The organism is Geodermatophilus sp. SYSU D00879, assembly GCF_054050375.1.
The window spans coordinates 71,079-88,987 of the sequence record NZ_JBJGZF010000011.1 but is presented as its reverse complement, the minus strand read 5'-3'; the positions used below and the strand labels follow the sequence as shown (position 1 = coordinate 88,987).

Annotated in this window: 18 protein-coding genes; 8 read left to right on the top strand and 10 right to left on the bottom strand. The window is 76.4% G+C overall.

Features of this window, described 5'->3' with window-relative positions; genetic code table 11:
• Positions 1 to 92 precede the first annotated feature (92 nt).
• Entirely contained in the window at positions 93 to 1,280 is a 1,188-nt protein-coding gene (locus tag ACI79B_RS15235) for an MFS transporter (protein WP_456928787.1), read from the bottom strand.
• A 310-nt stretch (positions 1,281 to 1,590) separates the two neighbouring features.
• Between ACI79B_RS15235 and ACI79B_RS15230 the strand changes: the two genes are divergently transcribed.
• Complete coding sequence (locus ACI79B_RS15230; RefSeq protein WP_456928786.1) at positions 1,591 to 2,451, top strand: helix-turn-helix transcriptional regulator; 861 nt, start codon at positions 1,591 to 1,593, stop codon at positions 2,449 to 2,451.
• A gap of 21 nt (positions 2,452 to 2,472) precedes the next feature.
• Here ACI79B_RS15230 and ACI79B_RS15225 read toward each other — a convergent pair whose 3' ends face one another.
• The 4 genes from ACI79B_RS15225 to ACI79B_RS15210 all read right to left on the bottom strand — a co-directional run bounded on the left by ACI79B_RS15225 (position 2,473) and on the right by ACI79B_RS15210 (position 5,865).
• Positions 2,473 to 3,447 carry an SDR family oxidoreductase gene (locus tag ACI79B_RS15225; RefSeq protein WP_456928785.1) on the bottom strand — a complete coding sequence of 325 codons (975 nt, stop codon included), beginning with the start codon at positions 3,445 to 3,447 and terminating at the stop codon, positions 2,473 to 2,475.
• Between the two features lie 172 nt (positions 3,448 to 3,619).
• On the bottom strand, positions 3,620 to 4,033 hold the full coding sequence (locus ACI79B_RS15220; RefSeq protein WP_456928784.1) for a VOC family protein: 414 nt from the start codon (positions 4,031 to 4,033) through the stop codon (positions 3,620 to 3,622).
• Positions 4,034 to 4,128: 95 nt separating this feature from the next.
• On the bottom strand, positions 4,129 to 4,791 hold the full coding sequence (locus tag ACI79B_RS15215) for an ANTAR domain-containing protein (protein WP_456928783.1): 663 nt from the start codon (positions 4,789 to 4,791) through the stop codon (positions 4,129 to 4,131).
• A gap of 342 nt (positions 4,792 to 5,133) precedes the next feature.
• Positions 5,134 to 5,865: a GAF domain-containing protein gene (locus ACI79B_RS15210; RefSeq protein WP_456928782.1), complete on the bottom strand. Its 732-nt coding sequence runs from the start codon at positions 5,863 to 5,865 to the stop codon at positions 5,134 to 5,136.
• 616 nt (positions 5,866 to 6,481) lie between these two features.
• On the opposite strand from ACI79B_RS15210, the gene trhA reads away from it, so the two are divergent.
• Positions 6,482 to 7,192 (top strand): PAQR family membrane homeostasis protein TrhA, encoded by a 711-nt coding sequence (gene trhA / locus ACI79B_RS15205; protein WP_456928781.1) that lies wholly within the window; start codon positions 6,482 to 6,484, stop codon positions 7,190 to 7,192.
• 74 nt (positions 7,193 to 7,266) lie between these two features.
• Here trhA and ACI79B_RS15200 read toward each other — a convergent pair whose 3' ends face one another.
• Entirely contained in the window at positions 7,267 to 7,485 is a 219-nt protein-coding gene (locus ACI79B_RS15200; protein WP_456928780.1) for a hypothetical protein, read from the bottom strand.
• A 771-nt stretch (positions 7,486 to 8,256) separates the two neighbouring features.
• Between ACI79B_RS15200 and ACI79B_RS15195 the strand changes: the two genes are divergently transcribed.
• Both ACI79B_RS15195 and ACI79B_RS15190 read left to right on the top strand, forming a co-directional pair.
• Positions 8,257 to 9,219: an AraC family transcriptional regulator gene (locus tag ACI79B_RS15195; RefSeq protein WP_456928779.1), complete on the top strand. Its 963-nt coding sequence runs from the start codon at positions 8,257 to 8,259 to the stop codon at positions 9,217 to 9,219.
• Between the two features lie 29 nt (positions 9,220 to 9,248).
• Positions 9,249 to 10,217 (top strand): helix-turn-helix transcriptional regulator, encoded by a 969-nt coding sequence (locus ACI79B_RS15190; protein WP_456928778.1) that lies wholly within the window; start codon positions 9,249 to 9,251, stop codon positions 10,215 to 10,217.
• A gap of 408 nt (positions 10,218 to 10,625) precedes the next feature.
• Here ACI79B_RS15190 and ACI79B_RS15185 read toward each other — a convergent pair whose 3' ends face one another.
• On the bottom strand, positions 10,626 to 10,901 hold the full coding sequence (locus tag ACI79B_RS15185) for a hypothetical protein (protein ID WP_456928777.1): 276 nt from the start codon (positions 10,899 to 10,901) through the stop codon (positions 10,626 to 10,628).
• A 191-nt stretch (positions 10,902 to 11,092) separates the two neighbouring features.
• Between ACI79B_RS15185 and zwf the strand changes: the two genes are divergently transcribed.
• The 3 genes from zwf to ACI79B_RS15170 all read left to right on the top strand — a co-directional run bounded on the left by zwf (position 11,093) and on the right by ACI79B_RS15170 (position 15,323).
• The gene (zwf, locus tag ACI79B_RS15180) at positions 11,093 to 12,583 is read left to right on the top strand and encodes a glucose-6-phosphate dehydrogenase (RefSeq protein WP_456928776.1); all 1,491 of its coding nucleotides are present in this window, start codon (positions 11,093 to 11,095) and stop codon (positions 12,581 to 12,583) included.
• 393 nt (positions 12,584 to 12,976) lie between these two features.
• Positions 12,977 to 13,705, top strand: a complete 729-nt coding sequence (locus tag ACI79B_RS15175) for an enoyl-CoA hydratase/isomerase family protein (RefSeq protein WP_456928775.1) — start codon at positions 12,977 to 12,979, stop codon at positions 13,703 to 13,705.
• A 427-nt stretch (positions 13,706 to 14,132) separates the two neighbouring features.
• Positions 14,133 to 15,323, top strand: a complete 1,191-nt coding sequence (locus ACI79B_RS15170) for a PP2C family protein-serine/threonine phosphatase (RefSeq protein WP_456928774.1) — start codon at positions 14,133 to 14,135, stop codon at positions 15,321 to 15,323.
• Positions 15,324 to 15,390: 67 nt separating this feature from the next.
• Here the strand turns inward: ACI79B_RS15170 and ACI79B_RS15165 are convergent, their stop codons facing one another.
• The 3 genes from ACI79B_RS15165 to ACI79B_RS15155 form a co-directional block, all read right to left on the bottom strand.
• Positions 15,391 to 15,717 (bottom strand): hypothetical protein, encoded by a 327-nt coding sequence (locus ACI79B_RS15165; protein ID WP_456928773.1) that lies wholly within the window; start codon positions 15,715 to 15,717, stop codon positions 15,391 to 15,393.
• 16 nt (positions 15,718 to 15,733) lie between these two features.
• Positions 15,734 to 16,540, bottom strand: coding sequence for a bestrophin-like domain (locus ACI79B_RS15160; protein ID WP_456928772.1), 807 nt, complete (start codon positions 16,538 to 16,540; stop codon positions 15,734 to 15,736).
• 528 nt (positions 16,541 to 17,068) lie between these two features.
• On the bottom strand, positions 17,069 to 17,248 hold the full coding sequence (locus ACI79B_RS15155; RefSeq protein WP_456928771.1) for a hypothetical protein: 180 nt from the start codon (positions 17,246 to 17,248) through the stop codon (positions 17,069 to 17,071).
• 283 nt (positions 17,249 to 17,531) lie between these two features.
• Between ACI79B_RS15155 and ACI79B_RS15150 the strand changes: the two genes are divergently transcribed.
• A complete protein-coding gene (locus tag ACI79B_RS15150) occupies positions 17,532 to 17,837 on the top strand; it encodes an antibiotic biosynthesis monooxygenase family protein (protein WP_456928770.1) in 306 nt (101 codons plus the stop codon).
• Positions 17,838 to 17,909: the final 72 nt, after the last annotated feature.

Genomic DNA, 17,909 nt, shown 5'->3' with positions numbered 1-17,909 from the left:
CGGTCGAGCACGATCGCCGGGACGGTGGCACAGCGGCGGCGCGGTGCGCCACCGACTTCCCGCTGCGGTGCTGTCGGGGATCGGCGCGCCGGTCACGCGGGGACGTCGTCCCGCCGCCGGCGCGCGGCGCGGACGACGTCGACGCTCAGCCCCGCGCCGGCCGCCGCCACCAGGCCGGCCAGCAGGAACGGGACGAGGAAGCCGCCCGTCGTCTCCGCGAGCCAGCCGCCGAGCGGGGGGCCGGCCAGCTGCGCCAGGCCGAAGGCGAGGGTGCAGCGGCCGAACGCCCCGGCGAACTCCCGCGGGGTCAGGGAGTCCGACAGGTGGGCCGCGATGACCGCCGGCAGCCCGGACATCGTCAGCCCGAACAGCAGCGCCGACGCCGAGGCCGGCGGCTCGGCACCCAGCGGCACAAGCAGGATCGCCGCGGACATGAGGAGGTAGCCGCCGACGAGCGTGGGACCGCGGCCCCACCGGTCCGACAGCGGCCCGAGCACGATCCCGCCGGCGACCAGCCCGACGCCGACCAGCGTGTAGACCGCCGACGCGTGACCGGCCGAGAAGCCCGCGTCGTCCTCGAGGGCGGTCACCAGGTAGCTGGTGTAGACGGAGTAGGCCAGGCCGTACGCGGCGTAGCCGCCGGCCAGGCCGATCCACCCGGGGACCCGGCGCAGGGCGCCCGCGCGCACGGGGACGTCGTCGTCGCGGCGGGGCGCCGGGCGCAGCAGGAGCAGGCACAGTCCGAGGACGACGACGGCGATCGCGGCCTCCACCAGGTACACCGTGCGCCAGGAGGCGTCCCCGCCCCAGGACCGCAGGGTCCAGGTCAGGGCGCTGGCCAGCACGATCCCGCCGCCGATGCCCGAGCCGGCGACGCCGATCGCCGCGCCCCGGCGGGAGGGGCGGACGACGGAGCCGGCGAGCCCGGGGGCCGGCACCCAGATGAAGGCCCCGCCGACGCCGGTCAGGGTGAGCCCCACCGCGAGGCCGCCCGCGCCCCCGGCGACGGAGAGCAGGCCCAGCCCCGACCCGCTGCAGGCGAGGCCGGCCTTGATCAGCGCCGCCGGCCGGGCGCGGCGGGACAGCGCGCTGACCGCGACGGTGCCGAGCAGGTAGGCGGTGACGTTGGCCGTGGCGACCAGCCCGGCGACGGCGTAGGACCCGAGCAGGTCCCGGTCGATCGCCGGCAGCAGCAGCGCGTAGGAGAACCGGCCGAAGGCCTGGGCGACGGCGGAGGCCAGCGCCACCAGCAGGACCAGCCCGCGTGGACGCACCCGCACGCCCCCACCTCCGCACCCGCCGGCCGGCGACGCCGGGGCGCGCCACCGCGCCGAGTCCACCACCCCGCCGGCAGGACGGCGAGCCGCTCGGGAGCGGCTTCCCGCCGGTCCCCCGCCCCAGCGCCTCTGCGGGGTCCCGGACCGGCGGCGTCGGCGACGCCGCCGCACCCGGGGCCGGGCCGGGAACGCCCCCGGGTCGCCGGCGCCGGGCCCGCGGCGGTCCTCGTCCGGCCGAGGGAGGGACCGGCGGTCCGTGGCTGACCGCTCCCGGCGACGGTAGGAACGACGCAGCACCGACGAGGGAGGCGACGTGATCGACCGGGCCGGGCTGGCCGAGTTCCTCCGCCGCCGTCGGGAGGCGCTGCAGCCGGAGGACGTGGGCCTCCCCCGCGGGCCGCGCCGCCGGACGAGCGGGCTGCGGCGCGAGGAGCTCGCCGTCCTCTGCCACATGTCCACCGACTACTACGCGCGGCTGGAGCAGGAGCGCGGGCCGCAGCCGTCGGAGCAGATGGTGGCCGCGATCGCGCAGGGCCTGCACCTCTCGCTCGACGAGCGCGACCACCTGTTCCGGCTGGCCGGCCACCGGCCACCGGCCCGCGGCGCCGACGGCGAGCACGTCGGCCCCGGGCTGCTGCGGATCCTCGACCGGCTCGGTGACACCCCGGCGGAGATCGTCACCGAGCTCGGCGAGACGCTGCGGCAGACCCCGCTCGCCGTCGCGCTCACCGGCGACGCGACCCTGCGCACCGGTCCGGCGCGCAGCCTCGGCTACCGGTGGTTCACCGACCCGGCCACGCGGGCGCTGTACGCCCCGGAGGAGCACGCGTTCCTGTCCCGGCTCTACGCCTCGGGCCTGCGCGAGCTGGTCACCCTGCGCGGCCCCGGCTCGCGGGCCGCGCGCCTCGCCGAGCTGGCGCTGGCCCGCAGCGAGGAGCTGCGGCGGCTGTGGGACGCGCACGAGGTCGGCATCCGCCCGCGCGAGGTCAAGCGGTTCGTCCACCCCGTCGTCGGACCGCTGGAGCTGGCCTGCCAGTCGCTGGTCGACCCCGACCAGTCGCACCGGCTGCTCGTGTACACCGCCGTCCCGGGCAGCGAGAGCGCCGAGCGGCTGCAGCTGCTGGCCGTCCTCGGCACCTCGTCGGCGACCGCGGACCGGGCCGTCCCCGGCTGAGCGGGGACGGCCCAGGGACGGTCAGCGCGGGAGGGGGCACACCCCGTCGCGCGCGGCCGCGGGGAAGGACACCCCCGTCAGCTGCTCGGACAGGCGCCACATCCGCTCGGCGTCCTCAGTGCCGCGCACCGGGCGGTAGGGCTCCTGCTCCGCGGGGGCGCCAGCGGCGGAGCCGGGACCGTCCGGGCCGTAGAACCGGCCGCCGGCGTCCGGCGCGGTCGCGGCGAGCAGGGCCGGCAGCGCCGCGCTCTCCACGGTGCCGGTGAGGCCCAGCCGCGACAGCACGCGGATGAGCCGCACGCCGGTGGTGTCCCGGGCCCGGCCGACCTCCGGCCGGGCCGCGAGCAGGCTCGTCGGCGCGATCCCGGGGTGCGCCAGGTCGCTGGTGATCCCCCAGCCCCCGGCGGTGCTGCGCCGCTGCAGCTCCAGCGCGAACAGGCCGACGGCGACCTTCGACTGGGCGTAGGCGCGCTGCCCGTCGTAGGACCGCTCCCAGTTCGGGTCGTCCCAGTTCACCGCCCCCCGGCGCGCCGCGACGCTGGTCTGCGAGGTCACCCGCGCCCGGCCGGCCCGCAGCAGCGGCAGCAGGGCGGCGACGAGCGCGACGTGCCCCAGGTGGTTGGTGCCGAGCTGCAGCTCGAAGCCGTCGGCCGTCGTCTGCCGGTCCGGCGGCCGCATGACGCCGGCGTTGGCGACGAGCAGGTGCACCGGCCGCCCCTCGGCGCGCAGTGCCTCGCCCAGCGCCGCGACGGAGGCGAGGGAGGACAGGTCGAGGTCGCGGAGGGAGACCTCGGCGTCCGGGACCTGCGCGCGGATCCGGGCGACCGCGGCCTCGCCCTTGCGCGGGTTGCGGACCGGCAGGACCACCTCGGCGCCGGCCGCGGCGAGCCGGCGGGCCAGCACGAGGCCGACGCCGTCGCTGCCTCCCGTGACGACGGCGCGGCGGCCGGTGAGGTCGGGGACGGGGACGGGGACGTCGGGTCGGGTGCGCGGCATCGGGTGCTCCTCGGGTCGTGGGGACCCCAGCCTCACCGCGCGGGGCGCCCGTGTTCAGGGACGGCCGATCCGCGGATCGCCGGTCCCCGGCTGCGGCGGCGCGTGCCGGGACGCGCGGCACCCGGGCGGGCCGGCGCGGCCGCCGTCCGCCAGCAGCCCGGGGTCCCGGACGCTACGGCTGCTCCTCCACGGGACCGAAGACGGTCAGCAGGAGCCGTTCCGGGCCGTGCAGCCGGGAGTTCAGCGTGTCCCACGGGGTGACGGTCGGCTCGGCGACCAGGTCCGCGCCGGCGTCGACCAGGTCCGCGGTCGCGGCGCGGGTGTCGGGTACCTCGAACGCGACGCGGATCCGGCCCGGGACGCGGTGTCCCACCTCGACCTCGTCGATGTACTCGGCGTAGGCCGGGTCGTTGATCTCCAGCGTCGCCCGGCCGGCGTCGAGGACGACGACGTGGCCGCCGCGGGCCTCGTGGGCCTCCTGCTGCGGCAGCCCCAGCACGTCGCGGAAGAAGCGGACGGCGGCCTCGTGGTCCGTCGCGGTGACCACGAGGCGGAGTTCGGTGACCCGCTGCCGTTGCTGCGTCATGGGAGTCTCCTCGGCCGCGGTGGGGGGCGTGCCGCGAGAGGTCGTCGTGTCGCCTGCGCACAGGTCGGCCCGGACGTCGGGCCCGGCCGGGGCGGTCACCCCTCCCCACCCGGCGGACCGGCCGGCAGCTCCCCCGTCCGCACCAGGTCGTGGGCGACGTCGCGGACCCGGCGGGCCGCGCCCGCGGACGCCCGGACCAGCGTGCGGATCGCCTGGTCGGCGGTCAGCCCGAACCGCTGCATCAGCACGCCCGTGGCCTGGTCGATCACCGCGCGGGCCTCCAGGGCGGTCCGCAGGTCGTCGGCCATCGCGCGGGCGCTCCGCATCGCGTGCAGGTCGCCGGCCGCCGCCGCGGCGTGCGGGCCCAGGCGGGTGGCGGCGGCCCGGGCGTCCTCGTCGAAGGCGTGGGCCTCGCGGGCGTAGATGTTCAGCGCGCCGGCGACGCCGCGGTCGGCGTCGATCACCAGCGGGACGGACAGCGAGCTCAGCGCGCCGTGGGCGACCGCCCGCGGCACGTAGTCCGGCCACCGGCGGTCGGTGCGGGTGTCGGCGACCTCGACCAGCTCACCGGTGCGCGCGGCGTGCAGGCAGGGTCCGTGGTCACGCTCGTACTGCGCCTCGTCGACGTCGACGGCCAGCCGACCGGTCGCGGCCACCGTGGTGGGCACGTCGTCGACGAGCAGCGACACCGACGTCTCGGTGTCGCCGGGCACCACCGTCCTGGCCAGCGCGGCCACGGTGTGCAGCAGGTCCTCCATCGACAGCTCCGGAGCAGGGAGGCGCCCGCGGCGCCGGGGTGTGCCGGCAGCCTCGTCGAGGCGGGGATCCTGGCTGCTGTCCACAGCACGGCTCCGGTCTGCTGCACCGGGGCGGGCACCTCGGTCGCGGACTCCGTCTCGGAGCCCGCACTGACGTGGCACGCCGGGGTCGGACGCACGGGTCGGCGCAGGGTGGCTCCCACGACCGGACCCGAGCGTACGCAGCTCTCCGTCGTGGCGGGCGCATCGCCGCGTCCAGGACGGTCACCGCCCGCCGCCGAGCGGCCGCCGTCCCCGCCCCCGCGGCGGGCGCCGCAGGGACACGGACGGCGAGGGCGGGGGCTAGAGGTCACCGCCGCGGTCGAGCAGGCCGCTCAGGGGGACCTCTCCCTCGATGATGCGCCGGGCGAGCTCGTCGAGGTCCCCGCCGCGGGAGTAGGCGTGCGCCCGGAGCAGCGCCAGCGCGTCGGTACTGGTGACCTCCAGGCCGGCGTTGACGAAGCCCATGGCCCGCCACACGACCGACCGCCGTCCGGCGGCCGGCGCGTCCAGCCACACCGGCCCGTCGCTCTCACCGCGCGTCGCCTCGCTGTGCTGCTGGAACGCCGAGGCCACCTCGGCACCGATCGCCAGCGCGTGCGCCAGGCTCAGCGCGGTCACCTCGTTCGGCGGGACCGTGTACAGGTCCAGCGCCCCGATGCCGCGCAACCCCCCGTGCAGCGGCAGCGAGATGACCCCGCGGATCGGGGTGCTGGTGACCAGCCCGTCGTGGAACGCCGGCCACCGGGACCGGATCGTCACCTCGTCGGCCACCACGGGTGTGCCCTCGGCGTGCGCGGTCAGGCACGGCCCGGCCCCGATCGTGAACTGCAGCCGCTCCGCCGTCGCCGCCGCCGCGTCACTCGAGCCCAGCGGCAGCCGTTGGCCGTCGACGAAGAAGAGCCCGATGCCCGCACCGTCGACCGGCAGCACCCGGGCGCACGCACGGGCCAGCCGCTCGGGCAGCAGCTCGGGACCGGCGAGCTCCCCCGCCGACTCGGCGAGCACGGCCCGGAACTCCGCGACGACCGTCACGATCCTCCCGTCCCGACCCGTCGGTGGCGCCGGCCCCGTCCGCCGGGGCCGGGCGGCGAACCGCCCCGGGCGCCGGGCGTCGGCACGGTGGGACCGCCTGCGATCACTTCCTCCCGCAAACGACCGGTGCCCAAACTCCGGACGTCGGGTGGGCCCCCGTGCACGCGGGTGTGCGCCGGGGCGGCGGCAGGGGCCGGGCCGGCGTCCGACCGGGCCGGCGCGTGGGTCCTCGGACTCCCGCACCGTCTCCTCGCGGGTTTGCGACGTGGTGGCGCGGGCACGGATGGACATCGGCTGCGCATCCGCTCGTGCCCGCGGCTCCCCACCTGAAGGACCGTGAAGGGCCAGCCGTGGACGTCGCGACGCGCACGACCGGGACGGCGCCCGCGGACGCCCCGGCCGGAGGGCAGGCCGGCCGCGGACGGGGACTGCCGACCGCCCGGGTCGCGGCTCCTCGGGTGCGCCGGGGAGGAGGTCACGGGCCGCGGGTGGCCCGCCTCCCCCGCGCGTCCGGAGGGGAGACCACCGCCGGGCCGGCGACCGTGCGTCACCGGGGGCCTGACGGCGGAGGACCGGGCGCCCGGCGCCCGCTCCGGCTGTGCGCCGGGCAGGTGGCGTGACCGTCAGCCGGCCGGGCCACGGGGACCGCCGGGCCAGGACCGGTCCCACGGTGCACTACGACGCGCGGCGCGCGGTGTCCTACGCCAAGCCCCTCCTGCGCGGCTGGCTGCACCTGGTGTGGTTCGCCGCCTCGCTCGTCGCCGGCCCCCTGCTGTGGGTCGCCGTCCACGGCCGGGGGCCGGTGATCGGCGTCGGGATCTACACCGGCTGCCTCAGCGGGCTGTTCGGCGTCAGTGCCCTGTACCACCGGGGCAGCTGGGGGCCGGTCGCCCGCCGGGTCCTGCAGCGGGCCGACCACGTGATGATCTTCCTGTTGATCGCCGGGACGGCGACCCCGGTGTTCCTCCACGCCGTGCCCGGCACCTACGGGCGGCTGTGCCTGGTCCTGCTGTGGGCCCTCACCGCCCTGGGGATCCGGACCCGGCTGGCCCGCATGGACGCGCCGGAGTGGCTCGTCGGAGGAGCGTTCATCGCGCTGGGAGCCGTCAACGCGCTCGCGGTGCCGGCGCTGTGGGCCGCGGCCGGCGGCCTCGCCGCGGCCCTGGTCGTCGCGGGTGGGCTGCTCTACATCACCGGCGCCGTCGCCTACCACTGCCGCCGTCCCGACCCGCTCCCGTCGGTCTTCGGCTATCACGAGGTCTTCCACGCGTTCGTGTGTGCCGCCGCCACCTGCCACTACGCCGCCATCGCGCTGCTGGTCGGGTGAGCCCGCGCGGTGGGACGGCGCACCAGCACCGCTCCGGCCGGCCGAGCCGGCCACGGTCGGCGGCGGGGCGGGGTTCAGCGGGAACGGACGGAGCGCGGCAGAGCCGAGGGGTGCTCGGCGGCGCGCGCCACGGCCCGGGCGACTGCTCGCTCGGCTTCCTCCCGTTGGGCGGCGGCCTCCAGGTCACGCTCGACGGCGCGGCGGGCGTTGGCCAGCGCACCGCGGGTCGGGCCTCCCGCGAGGACGGTCCGCACGCGCTCCCGGATCCGCCACCACCGGGACAGCAGGCTCATGACGATGATCATCGGCTCAGTGGTGGGGACCGTCGTCGGTCCCGTGGGTGAGGGCCAGGCAGGTCCAGCACAGCGGGTGGACGCGATCGGCGGAGTCGGGCCAGGTCCAGATCCTGGGATCCAGGGGAACGACCGGGGTCGAGCAGATCGCCCGGTCGGCCTGTCCGATCGCGTGCAACCGGCCGACCGTCGTCGCTCCGGCGGTCGGGGACCCGTCGGCCGGGCGGGGGCTGGGGAGCGCACCGTCGGCACCGACCGCCCAGCCGACCGACCCGGAGCAGGCGGGGGCTCGGCGGAAGCCGGCGCGCCGGCCGTGCGGGGCTCGCGCGCAGCTCATCGGGCGTCGTCGGCGGGGGCGTGCCCGGCCAGGTCGAGCACGGCGGGGCAGGCGTCCGCCGACGTCGGGAGGTGTCCGGCAGGGGCGACCGTGGTCTCAGCCATGCCGCCACCGTGGCCGAGCGGTCCTGTCGGATACAGGGACCTACGCCTCTGTATCGAAACGAGGCGATCCGTATCAGCCCATCGGTCCCGACGTCCCGCGCCGGGCGATGGACGTCGTCGGCGCCCCCTTCGGCGGGTGAGGGCGGCCTGATGGTGGTCAACCACTCCCGGAGAGCAGGCTGGGGCCGTTCGGGATCTGTTCGGGTACCGACTGCGCCGGTGGGCGAGGGGCTTCGCACATCGGGTACCGGCGGCTACCGTCGGTCGGGCCGGCGCTGCCGGTGGCGGCCCAGCCACGGCCCCGGGAAACGCTCACCCCGGAGGCGCGTCATGCCGGTCGAGGTCGTCGAGTTGTCCATCCGGGAGCCGGACGTCGCCCAGGCCGTGCTCGCCGATCTCTACCGCTCGGAGCGCCCGCTCGCGTTCTCCGGCGTCCGCGGGTCGTTTACCTGCGAGCTCCGGTCGGCAACGGCCGGTCACCTGACCGCGGACCGGCTGCGGTTCACCGCGGGCATGCGCTGCGCGGTCGCCCCGCTGAGCGACCTGGTGGTGGCCAGTCCGGTGAGCGGTGGGTGCCGGTACGTGGAGGGCCGGGACGAGGTCACCACGCGACCGGGCGTGGTGTTCCGGTGCCCGACCGGCGTGCCGTTCACGAACGAGTGGGACGACGTGGACGTGGGCATCGTGCGGCTGCCGCTGGCGGTGATCGAGCGGGTGGCCGAGGAGCGGCTGGGCGTCCCCGGGACCGATGTGCGGTTCGACGGGATGAGCCCGGTGTCCGAGCCGATGCGCCGCACGTGGCTGGGGCTGATGCGCTTCGTGCACCAGCAGATGGCCGACCCCGGCAGCGGGCTGGCCGAGCCGCTGGTCGCCGCGCACCTGGTCGAGCTGATGGCGGCGGCCGCGCTGGCGGCGTTCCCGAACACCACGATGACGTCGGACCACCTGCCCGGCACCGGCGCGGTGGCGCCGGCGGTGGTGCGCCGGGCGGTGGCCTTCATCGACGGGCACGCCTCGCTGCCGATCACCGTCACCGACGTCGCCCGCGCCGCCGGGGTCGGGCCGCGGGCGCTGCAGCTGGCCTTCGCCCGCCACGTCGGGCTGAGCCCGATGGGCTACGCGCGGCGGGTGCGACTGGAGGGCGCGCACCGGGAACTGCAGGCCGCCGACCCCACCGCCGGGGACACCGTCGCGGCGATCGCAGGCCGCTGGGGCTTCGCCAAGCCCGACCGGTTCGCCGCCGCCTACCGCGCCGCCTACGGGGTGACCCCCGCCCACACCCTGCGCACCTGAGCATCGCGACACCTGCTGGGAGGTACGTCATGAGCGCCCCGACCACCACAGCGCCCCGGCGCACCGAGTTCCGCACCCGCGACCCGGCCGAGGCACGCGAAGTCCTCGACACCCTCTACAGCGGTCACCTCCAGGTGGGCGCCCCCCGCGACGCCAACTGGCTGCTGGACCTGCGGACGGTCGACCCCGGCCCGTTCACCTTCTGCGACCTCACGCTGCCGGCCGACATCACCTTCGACGTCCACGGCCGAGACGACGTCGTCATCAGCACGGTCGTCCGGGGCACCATCGGGCTCGAGCGCGGACAGAGCACCGACCGCTACGCGCCGGGGGACGTCTACATCGCCGTCCATCCACAGTCCACCGACGTCAGTCGCACCCACAAGGCCCAGGCTCGCACCGTCACCCTGCCGCAGGCGCTGCTCACCGACGTGGCCCGCGGCGCCGCCGCGCCCGGCGGGCGGTGGCAGCTCACGGCCATGCATCCGGCCCCCGGTGACGCCGCACGCTGGCGTCAGACCACCCGGTTCGTCGACGACCTGCTCGCCGACCCCGAGGCCGCCGCCTCGCCGCTGCTGCTCGGGCCGGCCGCACGGCTGCTGGCCGCCACCGCGCTGGCGATCTTCCCGAACACCGCCGTCGCCGAACCCGCGGCCGCGGACCGCGCCGACGCCCACCCCGGCACGCTCCGCCGCGCCACCGCGTTCATCGACGCCAACTGCGACCGCGACATCTCCGTCGCCGACATCGCCCGCGCCGCCTGCGTCACCCCCCGCGCGGTGCAACTGGCCTTCCGCCGCCACCTGAACACCACGCCCCGCGGGTACGTGCGCACGGTCCGCCTGGCCCAGGCCCACCGGGAGCTACGCGACGCCACCCCCGGCGACGGGGTCACCGTGACCGCCGTCGCCGCCCGCTGGGGCTTCACGCCCAGCCGGTTCACCGAGCGCTACCGGGCCGCCTACGGCGTGCTGCCCAGCACCACCCTGCGCACCTGACCCGCGGTCCGCGGCGGCCCGCAGTTGCCGGGCCTCCAGCCCCCGGCGCAGCTCCTCCGCCCGCTGCCGGCTGGCCCCCGCCTCGGCGACGAGCTCGGCCGCGGAGCGCCGGGCCCGCTCGGCCGCGGCGCGGCGCGCCGCCACCGCAGAGCGGTCCATCAGCGCCGCGCGATGCGCGTGCTCCCGGCTGTCGGCCATCGCGCCCCACCCGTGCCCAGGCTGTCTGCTCGTGGGGCGCCGCGCGCGGACACACCCCGCCTGGGCTCAGCGGCGTCCTGCTCGTCCGAGGAGCCGATCGCGCGCGGCCACCCGCGATCAGTGGACGCGCCGGCCGCGGGCCCCGCCGGACGAGCGGGCCCGCGGCTGCGCACCGTGGAGGTGTCGGTTCGCGTGTGCGGGGACTGCCGGTCAGTGCGCGGCGGACTCCAGCGCGTCGGCCCGCGTCCACATCCGCAGCGCCTCGCGCCGCTCCTCCTCGGCACGCCGGCGCATGCGGGCTGCCCGGTCGCGGTGCGGCCCGGACGGGTCGGCACTGCAGGCGGCCTCCGCGGCGCACGCGACGTCGTCGTAGGTCAGCGCCGCCTCCGCGGCAGCCGCGGCAGCCGCACGGATCGCTGCCACGGCGCTGCGCGAGACCTCGGCCCGCCGGTGGTCCAGCGGCCGCTGCGCCGTTGACGCGGTCACGACGCGATCGTGACCGGCGGATCACCGTTCGGCTACCACCGCAGACGAACAACCGCGCTTGCGGACTCGCCCGTAGGCGAAGCCGCGCCCGGCCACGGGGCCGAGGAGCTGTCCGGCTCGGACCGGGCGCGCCTGCCGGCGGCCCCCGGAGACCTGTCCATCGCCATCCGGGATGGGCATGCTCTCCGGACATGAGCATCGACACGGGCCGTCGGTCTCCGCCCTGCGCGCTGGTGATCTTCGGCGCCTCGGGTGACCTCACCGCCCGCAAGCTCCTGCCCGCCCTCGCCCGGCTGGCCGGCTACGGGGCGCTCCCTCCGGAGGTGACGCTCGTCGGCGTCGCCCGCACGCCGATGACCGACGCCGAGTTCGCGGACGCCTGCCGCCGCGACGCCCCCACCGCGGGGAACCCGCGGTGGCAGGACATGACGGCGACGGCCCGCTACGTGAGCGGCCACTACGACGACCCGGCCACCTACCAGCGCCTGGCCGAGGTCCTCGCGACGTGCGACGGCCGGCACGGGACCGCGGGGAACCGGGTGTACTACCTCGCCACGCCCCCGCGCCTGTTCGGGCCGATCGCGGTCAACCTCGGCAAGGCGGGGCTGTCCGTGCCGGCCGGTGACAGCTCCATCCGCGTGGTCGTCGAGAAGCCGTTCGGCTGGGACGAGGCCAGCGCCCGGGAGCTGTACGCCGACCTCTCGTCGGCGTTCGTCGAGGAACAGGTCTTCCGGATCGACCACTACCTGGCCAAGGAGACGGTGCAGAACCTGCTGGCGCTGCGGTTCGCCAACTCGATCTTCGAGCCGATCTGGAACCGGACGTGGGTCGACAACGTGCAGATCACCGTCGCCGAGACCCTGGGCGTCGGTGAGCGGGGCGGTTTCTACGAGACCACCGGCGCAATGCGCGACATCGTGCAGAACCACGTCCTCCAGGTGCTCTCGCTGTTCCTCATGGAGCCACCCACGTCGTTCCACCCGGAGGCGATCCGCGACGAGAAGGTGAAGCTGCTGCGCGCGATCCGGACGCTGGAGGGCGACGCGGAGATCGCCGAGAACGCGGTGCGGGGGCAGTACACCCGCGGCGGCACCCGGGAGGAGCTGATGCCGGGGTACCGGGAGGAGCCCGGGGTCGATCCGCTGAGCGCGACCGAGACCTTCGTCGCGATGCGACTGGAGGTCCGGAACTGGCGCTGGACCGGCGTCCCGGTCTACGTGCGCACCGGCAAGCGGCTCCCCGCCCGGATCACCGACGTGGCCATCGAGTTCCGCCGCCCACCGCAGCTCCCGCTGTTCCCCGGGACGGCGGCGGGCCTCGAGCCCGACGCCCTCATCGTGCGCGTGCAGCCCGACGAGGGTCTGAGCCTGCGCTTCGGCGCCAAGGTGCCCGGCCACGCCTTCCGCGTGCAGAAGGCCTCGATGGACTTCTCCTACGAGAGCTTCGAGGAGCAGTCGCCCGACGCCTACGAGCGGGTCATCCTCGACGCCCTGATCGGCGACCCCACCCTGTTCATCCGCGCCGACGAGGTCGGCCGGTCCTGGCGCATCGTCGACCCGGTGATGCAGTTCTGGGCCCGGGACGAGCGCCCCATCCCGCTGTACCAGGCAGCCACGTGGGGTCCGCCCGAGGCGGGCTCCCTGATCGCCCGGGACGGCCGGAGCTGGCGCCACTCGTCCTGACCGGCGCCGACGCGGCGGGTGCGACCACGAGCAGTCGCGCAGGCTCTCCGCGGCCCGGCGCAGGTCCGCGTCGTCGGTGGAGCAGTGCGGCGCGAACCGCAGGCCGTCGCCGCGCAGCGAGCACCGGACGCCCCCGGGACAGCAGCCGGTCGTGCAGCAGCTGGGACGGCGCGGTCCGAGCCGATCCGCCGCCGTTCGGAGCGCGTTGCTGCACTCCTCCCCCGCCCTCGGGCGTGTCGGTCGACGCCGGCTTCCTGGCCGGGTGCCCGCGGCGCCCCGGTCCCGGCAGGCGCCGGATGGATCCCCGGATCCCGGCGGCGGGTCCACGCCGCCCCGCGTGTGCGGGAGCTCCCGCGGGCCGGCACGACGCCCCGGTACGTGGAGGATGACCCGATGCTGAGCACCGAGGACCGGGACGGCGTCGCCGTCCTGCGCATCGAGCACGGCCGGGTCGGCGCCCTCGACGTCGAGCTGCTGGACGCCCTCACCGAGGCCGTCACCGCGACCGACCGGGCGCTGGTCGTCACCGGCACCGGCTCGTCGTTCTCCGCCGGGGTGGACCTGCGGCGGATCCTCGACGGCGGACGGCCCTACACCGAGCGACTCCTGACGGCGCTGTCCCGCACCTTCCGCGCCGTGTTCGACCACCCGCGGCCGACGGTCGCGGCGGTCAACGGGCACGCGATCGCCGGCGGCTGCGTGCTCGCCCTGGCCTGCGACCTGCGGCTGATGTCGGGCGGCCGGATCGGGCTGGCCGAGCTGGCGGTCGGCGTCCCCTTCCCGACCGCCGCCCTGGAGATCGTCCGGCACGCGCTCGGCCCCCGCGCCGGCCAGGTGCTGCTCGGCGCGCAGGCCACCGACCGCGAGCGGGCGCTGGACCTGGGGATGGTCGACGAGCTCGCCGAGCCCGGCGACCTGCTGCCGCGGGCGGTCGCGCTGGCCGGGGAGCTGGCCGCCCGCTCGCCGGAGTCCTACCGGCTGGCCAAGGTCGCGCTCCACCGCCCCGCGACGGCGGCGATCGAGGCGACCGCCGGCGACGACGCGGCCGTCCTCGCCGGCTGGACCTCCGACGACACCCGGCGGCGGATCGAGGCCGCGCTCGCGGCGCTGTCCCGGCACTGAGAGTCGCCCGGGCCGGACCCGGCGACGCCGGCATCCGCGGGCGGATCCCGGCGGACGACGTCGATCGTCAGCCCCAGGGACCGGCCCGGCTGACCGCCGCCGATGCGCGAGGTCCTGGCGGCGCACGCGTCGCTGTGCCGGTGGTGGGCGCATGGTGCTGTTCGCTGGTCACCAGGCGTCGGCGCGTCCTGGCCCCGGATCCGCACGGGGTGTGTCACCCGCCGCGACCGTCTCGGCTCGGCTTCCTCCGGGGGCTCGACCGGGCGGTGCACGTGCACCGTCGACTCCAGCGGTTGGTCCCCGGGGCACCTCGCACGTGCCGCCACGGTGGTGCCGGGCGGGACCTGCCTCGGCCGGGAGTGGTGGCCAAGTCGCTGGTCGGGTGCGTCGACCGCCCCGCCTCGGGAGGTAGGGCACGATTCCGTGCGTGACCGTTCCGCTGGCTGCTGACGACGACCACCACCGCCTCGAGGTGATCGCGGCGCAGATGGAGGCCGTCATCGCCAGCGCGCCGTTCGGCATCGGGCTGTTCGACCGGGAGGTGCGGCACGTCCGGGTCAACCCGGTGCTCGAGGAGATGAACGGGCTGCCCGCCGCGCAACTGCTGGGGCGCACGCCCGCGCAGCTGCATCTTGGCGTCGGGGAAGCGGCCGAGGAGATGTACCGGGAGGTGATGTGCTCGGGCATCCCGCGCCGCGACGTGCTCATGACCGGCGCGGTGGGCAGCCGGCCGGACGACGTGCGGCACTGGAACGCGAGCTTCTTCCCCGTACAGCAGGCCGGGACCGTCATCGGGCTGTGCGTCATCGTCGCCGACGTGACCGCCGAACACCGCCTGGCCGCCGCGCTGGCCGAGTCCGAGGAACGGCACCGCCGCCTGGCGCAGGACCTGCAGAGCAGCCTGCTGCCGCCGCTTCTGCCCACACCCGCCGGTGTGGACCTGGCCGCGGTGTACCGGCCGGCGCAGGCGATGTCCGCTGTCGGCGGGGACTTCTACGACCTCGTGGAGCTCGGCGGCTCCTCGTGGCTGCTCGTCATCGGCGACGTCGAGGGCAGCGGTCCGGTCGCCGCCTCGCTCACCGCCGCCGTCCGCTACGCGATCCGGGCAGCCGCCTTCCGCACCACCGATCCGGCGGACGTGCTGGCCACCGCCAACGCGGTGCTGATGCGGCAGGGCGCGCCCGCCGGGACCTGCACCGCTGTCTGCGTGCTGGCCGAGCGAGCCGGGGACCAGCTGCTGCTGCGCTGCGCCTCCGCCGGGCACCCGCTGCCGCTGATCCGGCGCGCCGGCACCGGCGCACTCGACGAGCTGGGCGCTCCCGGACCGCTGATGGGCGCCCTCGAGGATCTCCGCCTGCCGGTGCGCACCGCGGCGCTGGCGGCCGGCGACGTGCTGCTGCTGTACACCGACGGGGCGACCGAGGCCCGCCGCCACACCGGGACCGGGGCGATCGAGCTGTTCGGGGAGGACCGGCTGCGCGCACTGCTGGCAACCGCTGGGGCCGCTTCCGCCGCGGCCATCGCCGAGCGGATCGAGGCCGGCGTGCTGGCCTTCCAAGCCGGGCAGCCGGCCGACGACGTCGCCGTCCTCGTCCTGCGTGCCACCGGGGGCAGTTGAGCGACCGGCCGATCAGCGACCAGCAGGTCGGTGGCCTCGCACCGGGCCGCGGACGGCGCCCGTTGCCTCACGCGTCGTGTGGTGAGTTCTCCGGGTGCTCCTGTGCACCCACCGCGATCTCCGGGCCCGCGGCGACCTCCTGCGGGACGCCGGCTGCGGGGATCGCGCCCGTGACGTCCTGCCTGTCCAGGGTGAGCGGTTCGGTGAGCACGAGTTCCCGAGCCGGGCCGGCACCGGTGACCGGGCGGGTCGGCGACCGCTCGAGCAGGCGCCGGACGGCCGCGAGCCCCGCGTCGTCGGTCGGCCGCTCGGCGGTGTCGGACAGCAGCCACTCCTCGTCTGCCCAGGCGGCGAGGTCCTCCGGCAGCCGTTCAGCCGCGAACAGCGGCGCCACCGGGATGGCCCGGGCATCATCCCGGGGCGGCGGCCGCCGGTGGCTCGGACATGGAGGCGTACACCTCGAGCAGCGGGGTGTCAGGGACGCGGATGGAGCCCCGGGTCGGGCGGTCGAGGTCGAAGGTCACCACCAGGAGGACCGTCACGAGCAGCGCTGCCACGACCGTCGCGGCCAGGCCGCGGCGGACCGTGGACAGCTGCAGGGCGAGGTGCAACGCCAGCGCGCCGAGGGCGACGGCGGCGCCGGCGACCTCCAGGACGATCACGGCCGTCGGCACCCGGTTGCCCAGCGCGGAGACCCGGGTGCTCTGCGCGTCGAACGTCTCGTTGAGCGACTCGACGTAGAGGCGCGGTGCACCGGCGGTCGGCTCCTGCTCAAGCGCCGTCGCGGCCAGCGCCCACAGCCGGCGCTGGTCCCGCTCGCTCGCGGCGAGCGCCCGCTGCTGAGCGGGACTCCCCGGCACGGTGTCGGCGATGGCGATGCTGGTCCGGGTGTACCCCGGCAGGAGGTCGAGGGTCGCCCCTCGCACCGGCTCCGGCAGCGTCTGGGCGCGGAGCCAGGTGGTCCCGATGGCGTTGGCCTCGTCGACGGTGGCCGCCCTCCGTGCCTCGTACCGCCCCAGCGCCAGGCTGAGCCCGAAGGCGAGGACCAGGCCCATGAAGCCGATGAGGGCGCCCTGCACGATGCCGAGCGGTTCGCGCAGGGAGTCGGAGGAACCGCCCATCCGCCGGCCGAGGAGCAGCCCGGCGACCGTCGCGCCGACCATGATCGCGCCGAGCACGGCGGCGAGGACCCACGTGTCCAGCCCGAAGAACAGCACCACTGCCCCCCTCACCGGTCGGCGCGCGGGGCGCCGCTCGCGACAGCGGGGACGCTAGGGGCAGCGCCGCGGCGCCCGCCTCATCCCGGCGGGGTGTCGCCCGGCGCGAGTCAGCCCACGAGCCGGTCCGGACCGGCCGCGACGGCGACCGGCGCGCGGGCGCGGTGACCGGGGCAGAGCAGCGGGGCAGCAGACGGCCGGCTCGTCCCCACCGAGCCGGAACGGGACACCGCTCGAACCCCGCAACGTCCTCCGGCGCTGCGAGGTCCTCGCAGGGCACGCCGGCCTCCGCGGCGTCACCTCGCACACCCTCCAGCACTCCGCGGCCGGCTTCCTCCTCGCCGCCGGCACACCCCGAGGTCGTCCAGGAGCACCTCGGCCACTCGTCCTGCGCCGTCACCGCGGACATCTGCGGTCCGTCGGTCCGCGGCCGAAGCACTCCTGCCGCACGAAACCGAAGCGGAGGAGTGGCACGACGACGCCGGCGATCTCCGGTCCGGTCACAGCGACACACTCGCCGATGGCCGGTCAGACGATGCGCAGATCGATGTGCACGTCCTGGCGGGCGGCGTGGGTCATGGCGACGACCAGCTCGAGTGCCATCTCCTCGAGGTCGTCGACCTCGTCGGCCTCGGTGGTGCCGACACCCGGCACGTCGATCACCCAGTGGTCGCCCTCGCTGATGGCGGTCGCGGTGAAGTCGGCCATCCGTCCTCCCGATCGCTGCGAGCGGCCGGTGCGACCGGGGTGTCGCGTCAGCCGACCGTCAACTGCCCGCGTCGTCTGGGCAGCCGGAGCCTGTACGGGCCGAGCCCGTGTCGAGGCGGAACCCGTCCGCCGACCCCGCCTGCCCAGTGGACAGCGTGACGACCCGCGGCCGAAACCCAGCCGGCCCCGGGACGGCGGTGATCCCCGGTGTCGGGGTTTCACCGCCCGACCCACGGACACCGGAGAACCTGCAGGAGCGGATCCTTCGGCGAGGGAGCGGGCGATGATGACCGTGCTCACCACCAGCACGCTGCGGCCTGGAGGTCAGCAGGAGTGGGACGCAGTGATGCGGGACCGATTCGAGGCCGCGCGACGCATGCCGGGCTGGGTCTCCGGCCAGGTGCTGATCCCCGAGGACGACCCGCTGTCGCGGGTGATCGTCGGCACCTGGAACAGCCGCGAGGACTGGATGGCCTGGCACGACGATCCGGCGTTCCTCGACAAGCGCACGGTGCTCGAGGGCCTGGAGTCAGCGCCCAACGTGACCCGGTGGTTCTCCGTCGTGGCCGATGCCGGGGTGGGCGGATGAGGCACCTGCCCGTGGGCTCGGGATCGGTCCGCCTCCCGCTGGGTCGACCTGCCCGTCTCGGCGGCAGCTGCG